The organism is Marivirga sp., assembly GCF_024636815.1.
GTDB lineage: Bacteria > Bacteroidota > Bacteroidia > Cytophagales > Cyclobacteriaceae > Marivirga.
Window position 1 is genome coordinate 1 of record NZ_JAGXGF010000034.1, and the last position, 16,757, is coordinate 16,757.

Genomic DNA, 16,757 nt, shown 5'->3' on the forward strand with positions numbered 1-16,757 from the left:
ATAATATTCCTCAATACTTTCAATTCTATTGGCAGTTTGAATCATACTTTAAAATTTAGAAAACAAAAAAGCCCGAACTATTATGCTCAGGCTTTAATAATAATGATTTATTCAAAATGTTTAAATATCTATCTTAGCATATTTTGCATTTTTCTCTATGAATTCCCTTCTAGGCGGCACTTCATCTCCCATTAACATACTAAATAAGTGATCGGCTTCAGCCGCAGATTCTATAGATACCTGTTTCATTTTTCTAGTCTTTGGATCCATAGTAGTATTCCACAATTGGTCAGGATTCATTTCACCCAGACCTTTGTATCGCTGTAAATGTACTGCACCTTCAGTTCCATCAGGAGAAATTTCTTTTACTACTTCTACCCTTTCGTCCTCGGTAAAGACGTAGCGTTCTGTTTTACCTCTTTTAATTAAATACAATGGTGGTTGTGCTATATATATATATCCTAGATCAATAAGTTCGCGCATATAGCGGAAGAAAAGTGTAAGAATTAAAGTACGAATGTGAGATCCATCAATATCAGCATCGGTCATGATTACGATTTTATGATACCTTAATTTTTCAAGATTAAGCGCTTTTTCATCATCCACAGTTCCAATACGAACACCTAATGCTGTTAAAATATTTTTAATCTCATCATTATCGTAAATCTTATGCTCTTGTGCTTTTTCTACATTCAAAATTTTACCTTTCAAAGGAAGAATAGCTTGAAAATTACGGTCACGTCCTTGTTTTGCTGAACCACCGGCAGAATCTCCCTCAACCAAGTATATTTCGCATAATGCAGGATCCTTTTCAGAGCAATCAGCTAGCTTACCAGGCAATCCAGAACCAGTCATGACGTTCTTTCTTTGAACCATCTCTCTAGCCTTCTTAGCTGCATTTCTTGCCTGAGCTGCTAAGATTACTTTCTGAACAATGGTTTTTGCTGCCTTGGGGTTTTCTTCCAAGAAATACTGCAAGGTTTCAGATACACAGCTTTCTACTGCACCCATTACATCCGAATTACCTAATTTAGTTTTGGTTTGACCTTCAAATTGAGGCTCTTGCACTTTAACTGAAATAATAGCCGTTAATCCTTCACGGAAATCATCTCCTGTTATTTCAATTTTTTGTTTCTCTAAGAGTCCTGATTTATCCGCATAACTTTTTAGCGTTCTAGTCAATGCTCTTCTAAAACCTGAAACGTGTGTACCGCCTTCAATTGTGTTAATGTTATTAACATAAGAAACAACATTCTCGCTGTACGAAGTATTGTAATTTAAAGCAACTTGAACTGGGACATTGTTCTTTTCCCCTTCCATATAAATTGGTTCAGGAATTAATTTTTCCCTACTAACATCCAAGTACTGGACAAACTCCAATAAACCACCCTCTGAGAAGAAATTTTCTTCTTTAGAATTGCCTTCTTCGTCTTTATCTCTATGATCTTGTAATTTTATTTTGATTCCAGCATTCAAATAAGCTAATTCTCTCAAACGAGAAGCAACCGTTTCATATTTAAATTCGGACTCAATGAATATAGTATTATCAGGTTTAAACTGGATTTTAGTTCCTGTTATATCGGTTTCACCTACTGGTTTAACAGGTGCTTTTGGAAAACCTTCAGAGTATTCTTGCTCATAAATTTTTCCATCGCGACTGTAAACCGTTGCTTTCAGCATGGTAGACAAAGCATTCACACAAGAAACCCCTACACCGTGAAGACCACCTGATACTTTATAAGAATCTTTATCAAATTTACCACCAGCGTGAAGTACGGTCATTACAACTTCTAATGCAGAACGACCCTCCTTTTCATGAATATCCACTGGGATACCACGACCATCATCCATTACTGTAACTGAATTATCTTCATTAATTTCAACAGTAATTTTTGTACAATAACCTCCCATGGCTTCATCGATGGAGTTATCCACTACTTCCCAAATCATATGGTGAAGTCCTTTAAATCCAACATCACCAATATACATGGCTGGTCTTTTCCTTACTGCTTCTAAACCTTCTAAAACGGTAATATTACCCGCTGAATATTCTTTGTTCTTGTTATCTTTTTCTGTACTCATAGTGTTTTTACCAAAAGGTCAAAAATAGGTTATTTTAATGGATTTTGATAGCTTTATTAAGTGTTTTTTCACTTTCTGGCTTTATCCCTCTTTAAAAGAATCTAAAATTAAATTTGTCACTATTAATTAAATACTATATATTTAGTTTTAAATGGATAGATTTATGAAAAAAACAGCGCTTTTAATAACATTCATTGTGGTCATTAGCCACATTTCGATAGCACAAAAATCTTATAAATTTTATAAAAAACAAGATTCTATCGATTATCATCATTACAGAATGATCATGACGAATGGTTTTAAGATCAGTGTTGAAAATGGAGTTTTTAAAAGAGAATTAGTGGATAGCAGTTATCAGGATACCGATAACTTCATAGGTTATGATTCTGCTTATGCTTTGTTAAAGCAAATTCCAAAATTTGAGTATTACATCCGCGAACAAAATGAGAATTATACGAAAGCATCTCAATTACAAAATACGCATCAATTTGATACCATAACTCATATTTCTTTTGAGGGCAGAGATATTAAAAGACTACCTGTTTTAAAATTATTAAAATGTAAAAACCTTAAAGAAATTGAATTAGTAAATACTTCGGTTAAGAAAATTCCATGGTTGTTAAATTGGAGTATCTTTGGAATGGATAGCTTAGAAACCATCAGGATTTATAACCATGCGCCCAATAAAAGTATCCAATTCAAAAAGAATACAAATATCACCGAATTAGTTTATAGAGATAGCCCCTACTCTCCTATTCCAAAAGATTTCCACAAGCTCAAAAACCTAAAAGAAATTGATTTCGCAAGAAATGATTTTAGGGCTGATACTGAATTTCATCTTGAAAAGCTTGAAAAACTAGAGCACCTCAATCTGTCAAGAAACAATATTGATATTAATAATTTAGCGGCAGACTCAGTTGATAATTTGAAATACATAGTTTTATCCTTCAATAATTTAAATGCAATTCCTGATGGGATTGGCTTATTAAAAGATTTAGTGGATTTGCAATTTGCTGAAAATGATGTTAAAAGTGATTTGATTGACCCTGCCTTAGGAAGCTTAAAGAAATTGGAAGTTCTTTCATTTTATAAAAATGATTTAGACAGCTTACCTCCATTTATTTTCAACTTGACAAACTTAATTGAACTAGACTTATATTTTAATACTATTGAAAAACTTCCCCAGGAAATAGGTAATCTTAAAAACCTGGAAAGACTTTATATTGCACATAATCGGTTCTATAGCATACCTGAAAGTATAGGAAAATTGAAATCGCTAAAAGAATTTTACATTCACCATAACCGCATTTCTTATCTCCCAGAAAGCATAGCTGACTTAGAGCATATTACTGATTTTCATATTCATAACAATTATTTCCAGGGTTTTCCTGAATTCATTCTGAATTATAAAAAACTAGAAGATTTGGATATCTCCTTTAATGACATCCATAAATTTCCACCGGAATTGGTCAGCCTTAATCAATTAAAATATCTGTGGATGCGCGGCATTATTTTTGAAACATCCGGAAAAAAAGAAGCTGAGGAATTAAAAAACACCCTAGAAACTTTGCAAAACAATGGAGTTAAGGTGAGTATAGAATTAGACCAAAAAATTAATCCATAACTACCAATCAATAGGTTCTTTATTTTTAGACACCAAAAACTCATTACATCTGCTGAATGGTTTGGAGCCAAAAAAGCCTCTATGTGCTGCAAAAGGCGATGGATGAGGTGATTCAATCACAAAATGTTTGCTTCGGTCAATGACAGCACCTTTTTTCTGTGCATAAGCACCCCATAAAATAAATACTAAATTTTCCTTTTCTTCTGAAAGCTTTTGAATGGCCGCATCTGTAAATTCTTCCCATCCTTTTTTCTGATGAGAACCTGGGGATTTTGAAGCCACCGTCAATGTAGCATTCAATAATAGTACGCCTTGTTTTGCCCAAGCAGTTAAATCTCCATTGGGTGGCATGGATTTTCCTAAGTCTGCTTTTCGCTCCTTAAAAATATTGACTAATGATGGAGGCATAGGAACTCCAGGATGAACTGAAAAACATAATCCATTGGCTTGGCCAGCTCCATGATAAGGGTCTTGACCTAAAATCACTACTTTCACTTCATCAAAAGGACAAACATCGAAAGCTTTAAATATTTCTTTTGCAGGAGGATAAATGGTTTTGTTTTGAAATTCTGACTTCACAAAACTTGTCAGTTTTTGAAAATATTCTTGCTCAAATTCATTTGAGAGTACTTCTTTCCAGCTCTTTTCGATTTTTACTTCCATTGATTTTATTTTCCCAAAATTATAAAAAGATATAAAAAGACAATAGTTTTATCCCTATGTAATAAAACAATAAACTATTCATGTGTCGGAGTCGTTGATTTAACTATATTTACATTATGGTTCAGTCAATAACAAAAGGTATACACGTTAGCATCGAGACGGAATTTCAGCCAGAGTACAGCAGTCCGGTTCAGTTCCACTATGTATTTACGTATAAGGTGGTTATAGAAAATAAAGGTGACCAGACTGTACAATTGCTCAGAAGGCAGTGGTTTATTCATGATGCGGGCTTTGAAATCAAAGAAGTAGAAGGTGAAGGTGTAATTGGTCAACAACCTATCTTAGAGCCAGGACAAAAACATACTTACGTTTCAGGATGCAACTTGAAATCACCATACGGAAAAATGCACGGCTATTACTTTATGGAAAGAATGCTGGACGGACAATTAATTGAAGTAAGAATTCCAGAATTCAATATGATTGTGCCTTATAAACTGAACTAAATTGAATTTCTTTTTAGCAAAAGAATACATCCGATATTTTCATCTAAAATCTGACGAGCACTCGCTCCACTCCCCTTTTTTCTATCACTTTCACCTGAATACTATTAAAAAAAAAGCTTTCTCAAATGAATGGAAAAGCATTGAAAATAAAAGAAAAGCCTTACTAGAAGATGAATCTGAAATCCAAATAATTGATTTGGGAGCAGGCTCAAAAGTAGAAAATTCTCAATCCAGAAAAATTAAATCCATTGCGCGACACAGTCTGTCGATTCCCAAATTTTCACAATTCTTATTCCGATTAATCAAAGATTTCAAATTTGAAAATACTATAGAACTGGGCACGAGTTTAGGAATTAATACTTCTTATTTGGCTAAAGCTAATTCAAATGCTTCCATTTATACCTTTGAGGCAGATCCCAGTGCCATGAAAATAGCAAAAGAGGTTAATACTGATTTAGAAAACATAAAATATTATGAAGGTGATATTGGCCATTTACTTCCTGAGATGCTCAATAGATTAAACCCTCGAATAAATTTAGTTTATGTAGATGCAAATCATACTTATGAAGCTAGTGTTGAGTACTTTAACTTGATACTACCCTATCTAACAACTCAATCTGTTTACATAATGGATGATATACATTGGTCGGTCGGTATGAAAAAAGCCTGGGATGAATTAAAGTTACGAAAGGAAGTTACTTCTAGCATTGATTTATTTGATGCAGGTTTATTGTTCTTTAACCCTGATTTTCAGAAGCAACATTACGTTTTAGATTTTTAATTCCTTGGTTTCATTTTAACAAAAAGCTCACTCCCCTGCCTTTCAGGAATGGAATTATAAGCCATTTCCATTTTCTCAATTTCAAAATAATCAGAAAACAATTGTTCATATTCTTTTTGATTCCCTCCAAAAGGAGGATGATCATCATTAAGAGGAATATTGAACAACAATCCAACTAAAAGGCCATTGGGCTTTAAGAGGTCCACCATCTTCTCAGCATATTTTCTTCTCAACTTCGGATTTAAAGCACAGAAAAAAGTTTGCTCAATGATAAAATCAAATTTTCCTTCCATTTCAAAAAAATCGATATTCAATAATTGCTCTTGAGGAAACTTAGGATTCTGTTCTGAAAACTTTTGAAGTGGAATAGGAGAAAAATCTAGCAGGTAAACATTTTGAAATCCATTATCCCATAAATAGGCTGCTTCATAGGCATTTCCACATCCCGGAATCAATATTTTGGCCTGTATATCCTCCACTTGGTCCATAAAATGGGTAATAGCGGGTGAAGGATATCCTATATCCCAACCGAGTTGATTATTATTATATCGAGCTGTCCAGTAAGATTCATTTAACTCCATGCGGTAAAATATAATATTTGTTTAAATTTGCAGTTTGTATTTAACGAGGAAATTATACTATTTGTAGTACAATATTATAATTCCTTCAGCAAACTTATTAAAAAGTTGGACCTATCATGGCAGAAGAATCAAAAAAATCAAATTATAGCGAGTTAGAAAAAGAAAGTAAAAACTCCAATAGAAAAATTATAATCATCGCTTTCTTGGTAGTAATTGTAGCCGTAATTGGTGTCAAATTTTATCTTGATTCAGAGCAAGAAAATGAACAACTACAGCAAAATTTAGAAGAAACTTATAGCGAACTTGACAGTATAAGCACGCAACTAGATTTAAAAATTTCAGAGATTGAAACATTAGGTGGCGACATTACTGAACTTCAACTTATCCGCAAAAATCTGGAAGCTGAAAAGGAGGATTTGAAGAAATCAAACAATTGGGCAGCTAACCAAATTCAGCGATACAAAGACAAAGTAGGCGGTTATGAAGAATTACTGAATCTACAGGATGAAAAAATCAAAAAACTAGAAGCTATTAATAAAGAATTGCTTTCTGAAAACACCAATTTGAAATCAGAGAAAAACGTGCTAAATGACAGCATTTCCAGGCTTAAAAATAACAGAGAAGAGCTCGAAGATAAAGTAGAAATGGCTTCCAGGCTGAAAGCCGAAAATATTAAAATTATCGCTATTAATTCAAGAGGAAGTGAAAGAGATGATAAAGAGTATAAGCCCCGTCATATTGAAAAATTAAAAATTCAATTCAATTTAGCTGAAAATAATGTAGCACAACCTGAGGGAAAAGAAATCATTTTAAGGGTTATCAATCCACTTGGTAATGCATTATTTGATGTAGCAACTGGTTCTGGCTCATTTATGATCGATGGCAAAGAAATGTTTTACACCGCAAAGCAGGAAATACTTTTTGATAATACCCAACAAGAACTTTCATTCATTTATGATAGAGGCGAAGAATACGAAGAAGGAGTTTATCAACTAGAACTATATGCTGATGATTATGTAATCGGTAAAGAAAAATTCGTTGTGAATTAATTTTAAATTAAGAGTTTTGCAATGTGATTTAAACTTAAAATATGGGCAGCAATAGAAATATCCTCTTCATAAGTTGATTAAAAAATACTCCCCCAAAGCATGAGACTAAAATCTTTATTTTTATCCATATTGATAATTTTATGTTTTAAGTCCATGGGGCAGGAAGAAAGTCATTATTTCATCCCTGAAATCTCTTTAGGTTCTATTGTTCCTAATTATTTGAACTCACCCAAATTTGGTTTAAAAGTTGGAGGGACAATTACTTATTACAAAAGTTCTAAATCAGAAAGTGCCACTAATCAATATTATAATTACCCGCTCTTAGGAATCCATGCAGGATTTTATCACTTAGGTAATTCTTCTGTTTATGGTAATGAAATCAATTTAATGCCTGTTTTAGGACTCAGGATGAAAAAGGGCATGTTTCAATGGGGAATTGGAGCCTCTTATCATACCAAAACACACAGACAAAATGAATTAAACAAATCTATAGGTAGTCACTTAAATTGGGCCTTTCAATGGATGTATTATCGCTCTTTTTCAATGTTTAAGCATAAAGATTTAAGGATTGGGATTGGTTACAGACATTCTTCTAATGGACATACTCAATTGCCTAATTTTGGGTTGAACTCAGCAGTAATATCATTTGCTATCATTCCCACAGAACTTAAGATCGCAGCATCCAAAGAATCAAAATCCCAAAAAAGTAGAAGCCCTTTTATTTTAGCCAGATCAGGAGTTGGTATTCATGAGCTGGGAAGTACAACTCATCCTGTAGGCGGAGAAAAAAAGTTAGTATTCAGTCAGAGTATTGGTTTCGGTTTTACTTTTAAAGAACATTTCAGATGGTATGCGGGCTTTGGAACTCGCCATTATCAGCATTATGCTGACTCCATTAAGAATAGCGTAGAATTGCAAGAATTGAATGTGCACCCTAATAATCATTTCTTTATGATGGGAATTGAGTATTTGATTTATCATGTAGGAGTTTCAATTGAAGGAGGCATTAACTTATCTAAGCCTTTTTATTATCATTTTGCCAAAGAGTATGAAAATACAGAAAGCTTGAAATATACCTTAAAAAAGATATTTCCAAGTAGAATGGGGCTAAAATTGTATATGATCAATACAGCAAAAAAGCCGAAACATAATGTATATATTTCGGCTCATATAAATGCAAATTTTGGGCAAGCAGACTTTTCAGAAGCAAGTTTAGGTTATGTCTATAATATTAAATAATTACTTCAAACCTAATCTTTCTAATTGCTCCTGTTTTCCTCGCTATGACACCATAGTTTTTCAAAGTATTTAGAAAGAAGGTAAACGGGATTTAAATAAGTAATAATAAGACCGAGTTTTTTGATGAATCCTTAATAGCTAACTCCCCCCATTTCGCCCTAAGCGAAAAAGCGGGCTGGTAGGTAAAATGGCGGGCCAGTGTTGGCATTTGTGGGTGGTAGCATCATTTTATCTAGATTTTTTGTATACTTTTTCATCATTGGAAAAAGTATGAAGCAAAAAACGAGCATTAAAATTCAAAATTGTCAATTTAAAGCTTACTTCTACTCTCTAGGACACCATAAAACAATAAAAAAGTGTCTCAAAATTAATAAAATGCAGTACAATAGGTTTTACTGAGGAAAACTGGAGAAAAAATTTCAAGCAGAATGGGGCTAAAATTGTATATGATCAATACAGCAAAAAAGCCGAAACATAATGTATATATTTCGGCTCATATAAATACTAATTTTGGACAAGCAGACTTTTCAGAAGCTAGCCTCGGCTATGTTTATAATTTCAAGTAACTTATTTCAATCCCAATCTTTTTAATTGTTCATCAAATAATTTTTGAGCAATTTCTTCTTGTTCAATCACATAACGCACGCCTACATATTTCTTAGGCTTTCCTTCAACATCTAATACAGGGGAAATAACTGCGTCCACCCAATAAACCGATCCGTCTTTCGCTCTATTCTTTACGATACCTCTAAATACTTTTCCGGATTGAATGGTATCCCACATTAATTTATATACTTCAGAGGGCATATCGGGATGACGGAATAAATTGTGCCCCTTCCCGATCATCTCTTCTCTGGAATATTTAGCAACATCAATCAATTTCTGATTTACATAAGTAATAGTACCGCGCAAGTCGGCTTCAGAAATGATAGTAGTTTCATTCAGGATATCTTCACGAGCTTTCATTTCTGATTGCAACTGCATCATCTCATTCATCTGTTTTTCCATTTCATCTGATTGAGCATTCAACTCTTCCATGTTTTGACGCATTTCCTCTTCTTGCTGCTGAAGTTGTTCATTCTGTTCTTCGGTCTCCTTGCTCTTACGCTCCATCTCCTCTGTAGTAGCCTGCAATTCTTCCATATTCTGACGAAGCTCTTCCTCCTGTTGCTGCAATTGGTGATTCTGCTCCTGAGTTTCTTTGTTCTTGCGCTCCATCTCCTCTTGGGTAGCTTGTAACTCCTCCATATTTTGATGAAGTTCTTCTGCTTGAGAGCGCATTTGTTCTTCCTGTTCCTGTGAAAGTTCTAATAATCTTTTAGTGTTTGCATTTATCTTGTTCATACTAAAGGAAGTAGCTAAACTTTCCCCTAATTTTTTAAGATAATCCACTTTATATTTAGGTAAAACCTGAAAAGAAGCAATTTCAAGTATCCCTTCAATTTTCTCGTTGGTCATTAATGGCATGATGACAATATTTTTGGGAGGAGCATCACCTAAGCCACTTTTAATGCGTACAAAATCATCTGGTACTTCAGTTAAAAAAATCATATCTTTTTCAAGATAACACTGACCTATCAGTCCTTCCCCAGGCTTCACTTTATCTTTAATGGTCTTTCTTCTTCCAAAAGCAAAAGCTGCTTTCATTTCCATGTAAGCCTCTTCACTTTCTTCATCCTTTTCTACTAAGTAAATGGCACCTTGGTTAGCATCCACATATTTCACGATCTCATTGATCACTTCTTTGGATAAGGCTGCCGGATCGTCAAATTGACGGGTTAAGTTATTAATACGGCCCAATCCTTCGGTCACCCAGGCACGGTTTTTCTCTTCTTCCTGAGCTTTTTGTACTTCTTCTAAATTCTTTTTTAATACGTTTTCAGACTCGTGAAGATCCTGAGTTTGCTTTTTATTATTTTCAATTAATTGTTGACTTTTGAGTTCTGAGCGATAATTTATAAATGCGAGCAAGAAAACTATGACATATGCTAAAAGAATTGATATTACATAATTCAATTGATACAAAACCCCTGACGTAATAAAGGAGGCATCTAAAGTGGCATCTAAAAATCCTGCCGTATAATCTATACTAATAAAAATAAAAAAATTAATTAAGGCTGAAATGATCATATAAGCTCTTTCTCTTATATCAAATACTAAAAAAGGAACCAAAGAAAAACACAACATAAAAAGCACTAAAACTAATGGCGGCTGGTCCCCTCTATCCATTAAATATCCAGCGAAAAGTGCTGTTAATAATATAGGAGAAACAGATGAAAGTATTCTTGCAAAATATATTACTTTCAACTTGTTTAATAACCACACCAAAACAACTGCTAATATTCCTAAAATCGGAATAAAGGCAATTTTAGGAACATAGATGAAAGAGATTAATGTAAAAGGAAGTGCTACTAATATTAAATTAAAAAATGCAACTGCATTACATAATTTAATCTTGCTGTTAACATATTCGGGAAAATTTTTACTGACACCAATTCTTTGTAAACGGGAAAAGAGATTCATGAATGAAGTTTTAAAATAATTAAAATTACTTGGGTTCAATAATAACTAAAAATATATTGATATAAAACTACTTTTAGATTAAGGGTATTTAATTATACAGTGATTTGAGGACTTTGGGGTTCTTTTATTTCAGATTCTTCAAAGATAATAAAGGTTAAGAATCCAAAATAAGAAACCGAGATATTCCCGAATTGATATTTAAAATGACTATAAAAGAATCTATTATGATACTCAAATTCCCCGAATTCCTTCAAATTTTCAATGCTTAAACTTGAAGTTTGGTGTAATTTACCATAGTCATTTGCTATTCGTTGGAAATAAGCATCCTGATTAGGAGCTAAGAGTATCATTAGAGATAGAATTATAATAATTAGAATTAACAGCTTTCTAGTCATACTAGAAAAACTGATTTAAGCTGAAAAAGTTAACATAAAGCGACTATTTATAAGCCTTTACATTCACCGGAATAATCTTCCACAAATTCTAGGGTTAGCGTATTGTCAGTTTCGGCTTTATAAATTTCCAATACAAAAACTCCGGAAGTAAAGATTTCGGCATCCTCATGCATCCATAAAGTATCAGATTGATAAATAATATTATCAGATATGCCTTCTGCTAGAAAATATTCAGTATTAAGTGTATCTAAATTAATCCAGCAAGTGTATTGTTTTAGGGGAAAAAAACCAACCGAATCCTTTTGCCCCCCTATATCATAATACAAAGCATCAAAATCTACACCACTGTCATTAAACAAGGCTAAATTTGCTTTTTTACTTTGTATGTCACCACACACAACGGGTATGCATAAATCCTGACTCACCTGATCCATATCCATGCAGGATGTGGATAATATTATTAAGAAAAAAAGGGTATATAAATATTTCATAGTTTACTATATCAAATCAAAAGACAGCCGAAAATCGATAAAGGTTGTAAAGGAATCACAATAATCGAATAAACTTTGTCTAATATTTTGCTGAATATAAAGATTATCACTATTTTTGCGCTTCAAATTTAAATAATTATACAATGCAATTAAACAATTACGAGACGGTATTCATACTTACTCCCGTTTTATCTGATGCTCAGATGAAGGATGCTGTCGACAAGTTCAGAAAAGTCTTGGAAGACAAAAAGGCTGAAATCATTAATGTTGAGCAATGGGGCTTAAAAAAATTAGCTTACCCTATTCAGCATAAAAGCACTGGTTTCTACAACCTAATTGAGTTCAAGGCTACACCTGAAGTTGTTGCTGCACTGGAGTTGGAGTATAGAAGAGACGAGAAAATCATGAGATTCTTAACAGTAGCTTTAGATAAGCATGCTATAGAATACGGAGAAAGACGCAGAAAAGGCGCATTTAATAAACCTAAAGAACAAAAAGAGGAGGTAGCGAAATGACACTTCATAACGAGCCAATTAACCAGAAAAAGCAGGATAATCAAAAGAAATATTGCCGATTCAAAAGATACGGTATCAAATATATTGATTACAAAGATCCTAACTTCTTGTTGAAGTTTGTAAACGAGCAAGGTAAATTATTACCAAGCAGAATTACAGGAACAAGTGCTAAATATCAGAAAAAAGTAGCGCAGGCGGTAAAAAGAGCAAGACACATTGCTTTATTACCTTATGTTACTGATTCATTAAAATAATTAACCCAAAAATATTTATAAAAATGGAAGTAATCTTAACACAAGATATAAATGGATTGGGCTATAAAAATGATACAGTAACTGTTAAGCCCGGTTATGGTAGAAATTATTTAATCCCTCAAGGATTTGCTATCATTTCTAATAATTCAAACGCAAAGAAAATTGGCGAAAATATTCGTCAAGCAGCACATAAAGCAGCAAAATTGAAAAAAGATGCTGAAGAAATTGCTAACAAAATTGGCGATTTAACTTTGCATATTAAAACTAAAGCTGGTGAAAGCGGTAAAATATTTGGTGCAGTAACTACTGTTCAAATTGCTGAGGCTATGCGAGAAAAAGGTTTTGATATCGACAGAAAGAAAATTGCTATTTCTGGAGACATAAAGCAATTAGGAGAATATAAAGCGAATATTGACTTACATAAAGAAGTGAAAAAAGAAATTTCACTTGTTGTGGAAGCTGACTAATTAAGTCTAAAAAATAAATCCAAAGCCTTTTGTAGCAATGCAAAAGGCTTTTTTTTGACTATTTCCCCCATAAAATAAAAGGGGCCCAATAATAAAGAGCGCTATAATCGGAATTGATCATCGCTACTTTAGCTTCCCTTAAGCCCTCAGAAAAAGAATGGGATTCATTACCTAATTCTGCGCTGTAAAATGATTGCATTAATAGCGAAGTAGATTCATCTACTACTTTCCATAATGAAAGTATTAAATTGTCCGCTCCTGAATAGGCAAATGCCTGTCCTAATCCCAGCACTCCCTCTCCCCTACTAATCTTACCTAATCCTGTTTCGCAAGCTGATAAAACTACTAATTCTGCATTAATACTTAAACCATAAATTTCACCTACATATAAAATATTATCCGCTGCTTTGTTTTCGTTATTTTTGAAATACACACCTGATAAATCTGGGGATTCTAAATCTACGGTACCATGAGTTGCCAGATGAATAAATCGATAATCATCCAATGATGAATTCTTAAAGCGTTCTTTGGTAGCCTCGGATTTCACCAAAGATTCAATTGGGATTTCCCGTTGGTCGCACCAAGATTTAAAATGCTCACTTTCTTGTTCCGTTGCCGGTAACATAGCAATTCCCAATCCAAACTCTACTGGAGAAATTAATAAGGCTTCATTTCCGTAAGGGGAAGTTTCGGTAGAATGATAAAGTGAAGCTGAATAAGAATAATGAATATCATACGATTTTATCAAATAATCTAAATTATAAAATGCTGGATCTTCAGCTTTAGTTTTAACTAAAGCCTCAAAAGGGATAGTTGCTAACTCACCATCTGGAATAATCACGAATTTCTGGATACTCTTATCTAAGATAATAGGCATTAAATATTGAAAGAGGTTAAATGATATAGATTGAAAGCTTTGCTGGAGATTATAAATCAAGGTATTTCTGTATGCTCTCAAAAATCTTAAAACCTCATCTTGCTCATAAATTCTATGGTAGGATAATTCATCTCTGGTAATCAAATACAGAATAATTTGGTTACTCTTTGGGGCCATAGCATACTCAATAATAGCCTCTCCATCCTTTAATTTACGCTGAATATCCTCCACGCTAATAAAGGAATCTTTGTGTTTTAAGCTATAATATTCCGGATAATCACGCTCTAATTCCTCAATAAACCGTTGATACCTTTGTTTTAATTGGAAATAGTTATCCCTTAATAAATTCAATTTAGAGACTTCTGATTCTAATGAAATTAAAGTGTTAAGATAAGCCAATTCACTGGATAAAGCTTTTTCCTTTTCCAATACTTCGCTTGGTATCCCAGAAAAGCTTTGAGCTTCGGACTCCACCACTGCAGTTTTCAACAAAGCAGATTTTGACTTTTCGGAATATTGAAATGCTTTTTGTAAAAATTCATTTCCAAATAAAGTTACCTCTTGTAGTTGCAAAGCTATCCTTTGGCCATCTTCATATAATTCCGAAGCTAAGGTGCTTAATTCCAATAAATCTTTTTTATTAGTAGTTCCGGTCCGAATATTTTCCAATACTTTTTCAGCTATATCTATTACTAATAAAGCTGTTTCCAAATGCAACCTTTTGAGTGAATGACCATAATAGAATGCTTCTAGAATGTTTGCCTTTCTCATTAAAAGTGCCAGTTGGATATTAAGTTTATTGGCATCATCTACTTTTGGATTTTTGGTATAATCTGATGTGTTAAATTCAAAACTATTGGCTTTAAGTGCCTCTTGAATATATTCCAACGATTTTTCGTATGATTGCCTACGCAATTCCAATTCTGATAATTGAGCATATACATTTGCTAGCTCCGAATTTCTCTGACCATAGTTTTGCAGATAAATAGTTTTTGCTTCTTTTAAGTTATCCTCTGCAAGTACCAATTGCTCTGTAGACAAGTAAACACCGCCAATATTGGCTTTAATGAAAGCTTCTGTAGGAAGACCTTCTTCATGACTGTTCTTCCATTTGCTTAATGCTTCATTTAAAATCCTTAGTGCATTGATTTGATTACCCTGATTGATTTCTGCTAAACTTATATTGATGGAGAGTTGAATGATTTTATCTATATTTTGATCTGCAGAAGCTGAATATATTTCCAAAGCATCTTGATAATAGCTCACAGCCTTATCAGGTTCATTTGCTACATATACTAAACCAATATTATTGAGAATATCCGCTATATTATTCTGACTTAATTCTTCTATTTTTCTGTAATTCGATAAGGACTGCTGTAAGTATTCCAAGGCTTGATCCCTCTTGCCTTGATTCCACAAAAGAAGCCCTTGATTTTTTAACCAACGAGCATAAAGCTCGGGCTTAGGATGGTTTAAGATGGTTTTATCAGTCTCTAGTAAATCTAAAAACTCTTGCGCCTTATCATTACGCCCTTTTAAAAAGTATAACTCGGCTAGCAGTAATTTACTTTCATTTGAGGAAGAATCAGATTTTACCTGCTCTATAATCGTATCAATATTTAGATTACGACTTTGCAAAATAGAGGCATGATAATTTTCTGATAGAATTTGAGCCGTTCCAAAAAATGGAGCAAATAATAATGCCGTAAAAAAGTATAACCTGAACATAATTAAAAATTATAAGTATAGTTAAGGCTAATCACATGTTTTCGAGTAAGTCCATCAGGATTATATTCCCTATCTGTAATCCGCTGTCCGTAAATCAAATTAATGCCAGATAAAACATTGAATTTATAATTCACACCAAATAAAGCTGAAAGTGCTAAGCCGGTTGTACCTTCTAATTTTTCGTATTCATTATTATCATTCAAGGCCTGGTCTTTGGTAATTCTGTAGATCGGTAATAAGCCTACATTAAAACTCAAACGGGACATTCTGAAATTTCTCTCAAAACGCATCATTATATCAGTTCCTCTTTTTAAATATCTGGCCTCATCATGTTCTCTAACATAATCCATACCTCCTTCATACCAGCCCCAGGAATCCATAGTTGCTTCAAAAGTATTCTCATTTTGATGGATTATAGGTTGCTGATATCCAACCGATATTAACCACTCCCGATTGATAAAGGAAGCACCGGCAATAAAATCATAAGTTCCTAAAGAAGTTTGATAATACATAGGAAGAACCATACTCTTATTGGGAACAGTCAAGTCCGATCTGTTGGTAGGAATTTTTGTTCCTAAAGTTCCCATGATATCAAATCGAGGGTTAGTAAATAGGTTTTTAGTTAAGCTTAAAGAAATATCGCCTATTCCGGAAGTACTGCCAAAATTACCATTAATGTACATATAAGGAACTTTGATTTGTAAGTCGTAGTCATTATTAATAGTAACGCCAAAATCGAGCAGGCCTGCACGGATAATAGCTGAGGTATTACTCTGCCCTTCATAAAGACCTAAAGTAATAGAGCGAAGTTTAATTGGTATATTTTTATTAAAATCCTGACTTGGTTTCATCGCCCCCATTGTACAAAATCCAGCATCACTACACCCCTGGCTAACAACAAAGTATGGAGATAGCAAAAATACAATAATCAATAGTGTCTTTTGATTTAGCTTCATTATCTCAATTGTTGTTAAATGTGATTTTA

16 protein-coding genes are annotated in these 16,757 nt (G+C 33.4%); 8 read left to right on the forward strand and 8 right to left on the reverse strand.

Going from position 1 to position 16,757, the window contains the following annotated elements; genetic code table 11:
* Positions 1-120: 120 nt before the first annotated feature.
* Positions 121-2,082, reverse strand: coding sequence for a DNA topoisomerase (ATP-hydrolyzing) subunit B (gene gyrB / locus Q0L29_RS02830; RefSeq protein ID WP_296618896.1), 1,962 nt, complete (start codon positions 2,080-2,082; stop codon positions 121-123).
* Positions 2,083-2,245: 163 nt separating this feature from the next.
* Between gyrB and Q0L29_RS02835 the strand changes: the two genes are divergently transcribed.
* Positions 2,246-3,706 carry a leucine-rich repeat domain-containing protein gene (locus Q0L29_RS02835; RefSeq protein WP_296618898.1) on the forward strand — a complete coding sequence of 487 codons (1,461 nt, stop codon included), beginning with the start codon at positions 2,246-2,248 and terminating at the stop codon, positions 3,704-3,706.
* On the opposite strand, the gene ung is transcribed toward Q0L29_RS02835, so the two are convergent.
* A complete protein-coding gene (gene ung / locus Q0L29_RS02840) occupies positions 3,707-4,369 on the reverse strand; it encodes a uracil-DNA glycosylase (RefSeq protein WP_296618900.1) in 663 nt (220 codons plus the stop codon). It lies immediately after the preceding gene.
* Positions 4,370-4,485: 116 nt separating this feature from the next.
* Here ung and apaG point away from each other — a divergent pair, with 116 nt between their 5' ends.
* Complete coding sequence (gene apaG, locus Q0L29_RS02845; protein ID WP_013452448.1) at positions 4,486-4,872, forward strand: Co2+/Mg2+ efflux protein ApaG; 387 nt, start codon at positions 4,486-4,488, stop codon at positions 4,870-4,872.
* Position 4,873: 1 nt separating this feature from the next.
* Positions 4,874-5,653, forward strand: coding sequence for an O-methyltransferase (locus Q0L29_RS02850; RefSeq protein ID WP_296618903.1), 780 nt, complete (start codon positions 4,874-4,876; stop codon positions 5,651-5,653).
* Here Q0L29_RS02850 and Q0L29_RS02855 read toward each other — a convergent pair.
* Positions 5,650-6,234 (reverse strand): methyltransferase, encoded by a 585-nt coding sequence (locus Q0L29_RS02855; RefSeq protein WP_296618905.1) that lies wholly within the window; start codon positions 6,232-6,234, stop codon positions 5,650-5,652. The genes Q0L29_RS02850 and Q0L29_RS02855 overlap by 4 nt on opposite strands.
* A gap of 116 nt (positions 6,235-6,350) precedes the next feature.
* Here Q0L29_RS02855 and Q0L29_RS02860 point away from each other — a divergent pair, with 116 nt between their 5' ends.
* Together Q0L29_RS02860 and Q0L29_RS02865 are read left to right on the forward strand one after the other, a co-directional pair.
* Positions 6,351-7,283, forward strand: coding sequence for a chromosome segregation protein SMC (locus tag Q0L29_RS02860; protein ID WP_296618906.1), 933 nt, complete (start codon positions 6,351-6,353; stop codon positions 7,281-7,283).
* A 99-nt stretch (positions 7,284-7,382) separates the two neighbouring features.
* Positions 7,383-8,522 carry an acyloxyacyl hydrolase gene (locus tag Q0L29_RS02865; protein ID WP_296618908.1) on the forward strand — a complete coding sequence of 380 codons (1,140 nt, stop codon included), beginning with the start codon at positions 7,383-7,385 and terminating at the stop codon, positions 8,520-8,522.
* A 567-nt stretch (positions 8,523-9,089) separates the two neighbouring features.
* On the opposite strand, the gene Q0L29_RS02870 is transcribed toward Q0L29_RS02865, so the two are convergent.
* The 3 genes from Q0L29_RS02870 to Q0L29_RS02880 all read right to left on the reverse strand — a co-directional run bounded on the left by Q0L29_RS02870 (position 9,090) and on the right by Q0L29_RS02880 (position 11,931).
* Positions 9,090-11,045, reverse strand: coding sequence for a PAS domain-containing protein (locus Q0L29_RS02870; RefSeq protein ID WP_296618909.1), 1,956 nt, complete (start codon positions 11,043-11,045; stop codon positions 9,090-9,092).
* Between the two features lie 92 nt (positions 11,046-11,137).
* On the reverse strand, positions 11,138-11,395 hold the full coding sequence (locus tag Q0L29_RS02875; protein ID WP_296618911.1) for a hypothetical protein: 258 nt from the start codon (positions 11,393-11,395) through the stop codon (positions 11,138-11,140).
* Positions 11,396-11,487: 92 nt separating this feature from the next.
* Positions 11,488-11,931, reverse strand: a complete 444-nt coding sequence (locus tag Q0L29_RS02880; RefSeq protein ID WP_296618912.1) for a hypothetical protein — start codon at positions 11,929-11,931, stop codon at positions 11,488-11,490.
* Positions 11,932-12,074: 143 nt separating this feature from the next.
* Here Q0L29_RS02880 and rpsF point away from each other — a divergent pair, with 143 nt between their 5' ends.
* From rpsF to rplI, 3 genes are read left to right on the forward strand one after another with little or no spacing between them, the layout of a single operon-like run.
* Positions 12,075-12,446, forward strand: a complete 372-nt coding sequence (gene rpsF / locus Q0L29_RS02885; protein WP_296618914.1) for a 30S ribosomal protein S6 — start codon at positions 12,075-12,077, stop codon at positions 12,444-12,446.
* Positions 12,443-12,700, forward strand: coding sequence for a 30S ribosomal protein S18 (gene rpsR / locus Q0L29_RS02890; protein WP_013452439.1), 258 nt, complete (start codon positions 12,443-12,445; stop codon positions 12,698-12,700). The genes rpsF and rpsR overlap by 4 nt, the downstream gene beginning before the upstream one ends.
* A gap of 23 nt (positions 12,701-12,723) precedes the next feature.
* On the forward strand, positions 12,724-13,167 hold the full coding sequence (rplI, locus tag Q0L29_RS02895) for a 50S ribosomal protein L9 (RefSeq protein WP_296618917.1): 444 nt from the start codon (positions 12,724-12,726) through the stop codon (positions 13,165-13,167).
* A gap of 58 nt (positions 13,168-13,225) precedes the next feature.
* Here rplI and Q0L29_RS02900 read toward each other — a convergent pair whose 3' ends face one another.
* The gene (locus Q0L29_RS02900; protein WP_296618919.1) at positions 13,226-15,772 is read right to left on the reverse strand and encodes a CHAT domain-containing protein; all 2,547 of its coding nucleotides are present in this window, start codon (positions 15,770-15,772) and stop codon (positions 13,226-13,228) included.
* A gap of 2 nt (positions 15,773-15,774) precedes the next feature.
* Positions 15,775-16,728 (reverse strand): hypothetical protein, encoded by a 954-nt coding sequence (locus tag Q0L29_RS02905; protein ID WP_296618921.1) that lies wholly within the window; start codon positions 16,726-16,728, stop codon positions 15,775-15,777.
* Between the last annotated feature and the right edge of the window lie 29 nt (positions 16,729-16,757).

Coding starts and splice junctions, on each gene's coding strand:
- ung (WP_296618900.1), bottom strand. CDS start 4,369: ATGGAAGTAAAAATCGAAAAGAGCTGGAAAGAAGTACTCTCAAATGAA.
- Q0L29_RS02875 (WP_296618911.1), bottom strand. CDS start 11,395: ATGATACTCTTAGCTCCTAATCAGGATGCTTATTTCCAACGAATAGCA.
- Q0L29_RS02870 (WP_296618909.1), bottom strand. CDS start 11,045: ATGAATCTCTTTTCCCGTTTACAAAGAATTGGTGTCAGTAAAAATTTT.
- Q0L29_RS02860 (WP_296618906.1), top strand. CDS start 6,351: ATGGCAGAAGAATCAAAAAAATCAAATTATAGCGAGTTAGAAAAAGAA.
- rpsR (WP_013452439.1), top strand. CDS start 12,443: ATGACACTTCATAACGAGCCAATTAACCAGAAAAAGCAGGATAATCAA.
- Q0L29_RS02855 (WP_296618905.1), bottom strand. CDS start 6,234: ATGGAGTTAAATGAATCTTACTGGACAGCTCGATATAATAATAATCAA.
- rpsF (WP_296618914.1), top strand. CDS start 12,075: ATGCAATTAAACAATTACGAGACGGTATTCATACTTACTCCCGTTTTA.
- rplI (WP_296618917.1), top strand. CDS start 12,724: ATGGAAGTAATCTTAACACAAGATATAAATGGATTGGGCTATAAAAAT.
- Q0L29_RS02900 (WP_296618919.1), bottom strand. CDS start 15,772: ATGTTCAGGTTATACTTTTTTACGGCATTATTATTTGCTCCATTTTTT.
- Q0L29_RS02865 (WP_296618908.1), top strand. CDS start 7,383: ATGAGACTAAAATCTTTATTTTTATCCATATTGATAATTTTATGTTTT.
- Q0L29_RS02905 (WP_296618921.1), bottom strand. CDS start 16,728: ATGAAGCTAAATCAAAAGACACTATTGATTATTGTATTTTTGCTATCT.
- apaG (WP_013452448.1), top strand. CDS start 4,486: ATGGTTCAGTCAATAACAAAAGGTATACACGTTAGCATCGAGACGGAA.
- Q0L29_RS02835 (WP_296618898.1), top strand. CDS start 2,246: ATGAAAAAAACAGCGCTTTTAATAACATTCATTGTGGTCATTAGCCAC.
- gyrB (WP_296618896.1), bottom strand. CDS start 2,082: ATGAGTACAGAAAAAGATAACAAGAACAAAGAATATTCAGCGGGTAAT.
- Q0L29_RS02880 (WP_296618912.1), bottom strand. CDS start 11,931: ATGAAATATTTATATACCCTTTTTTTCTTAATAATATTATCCACATCC.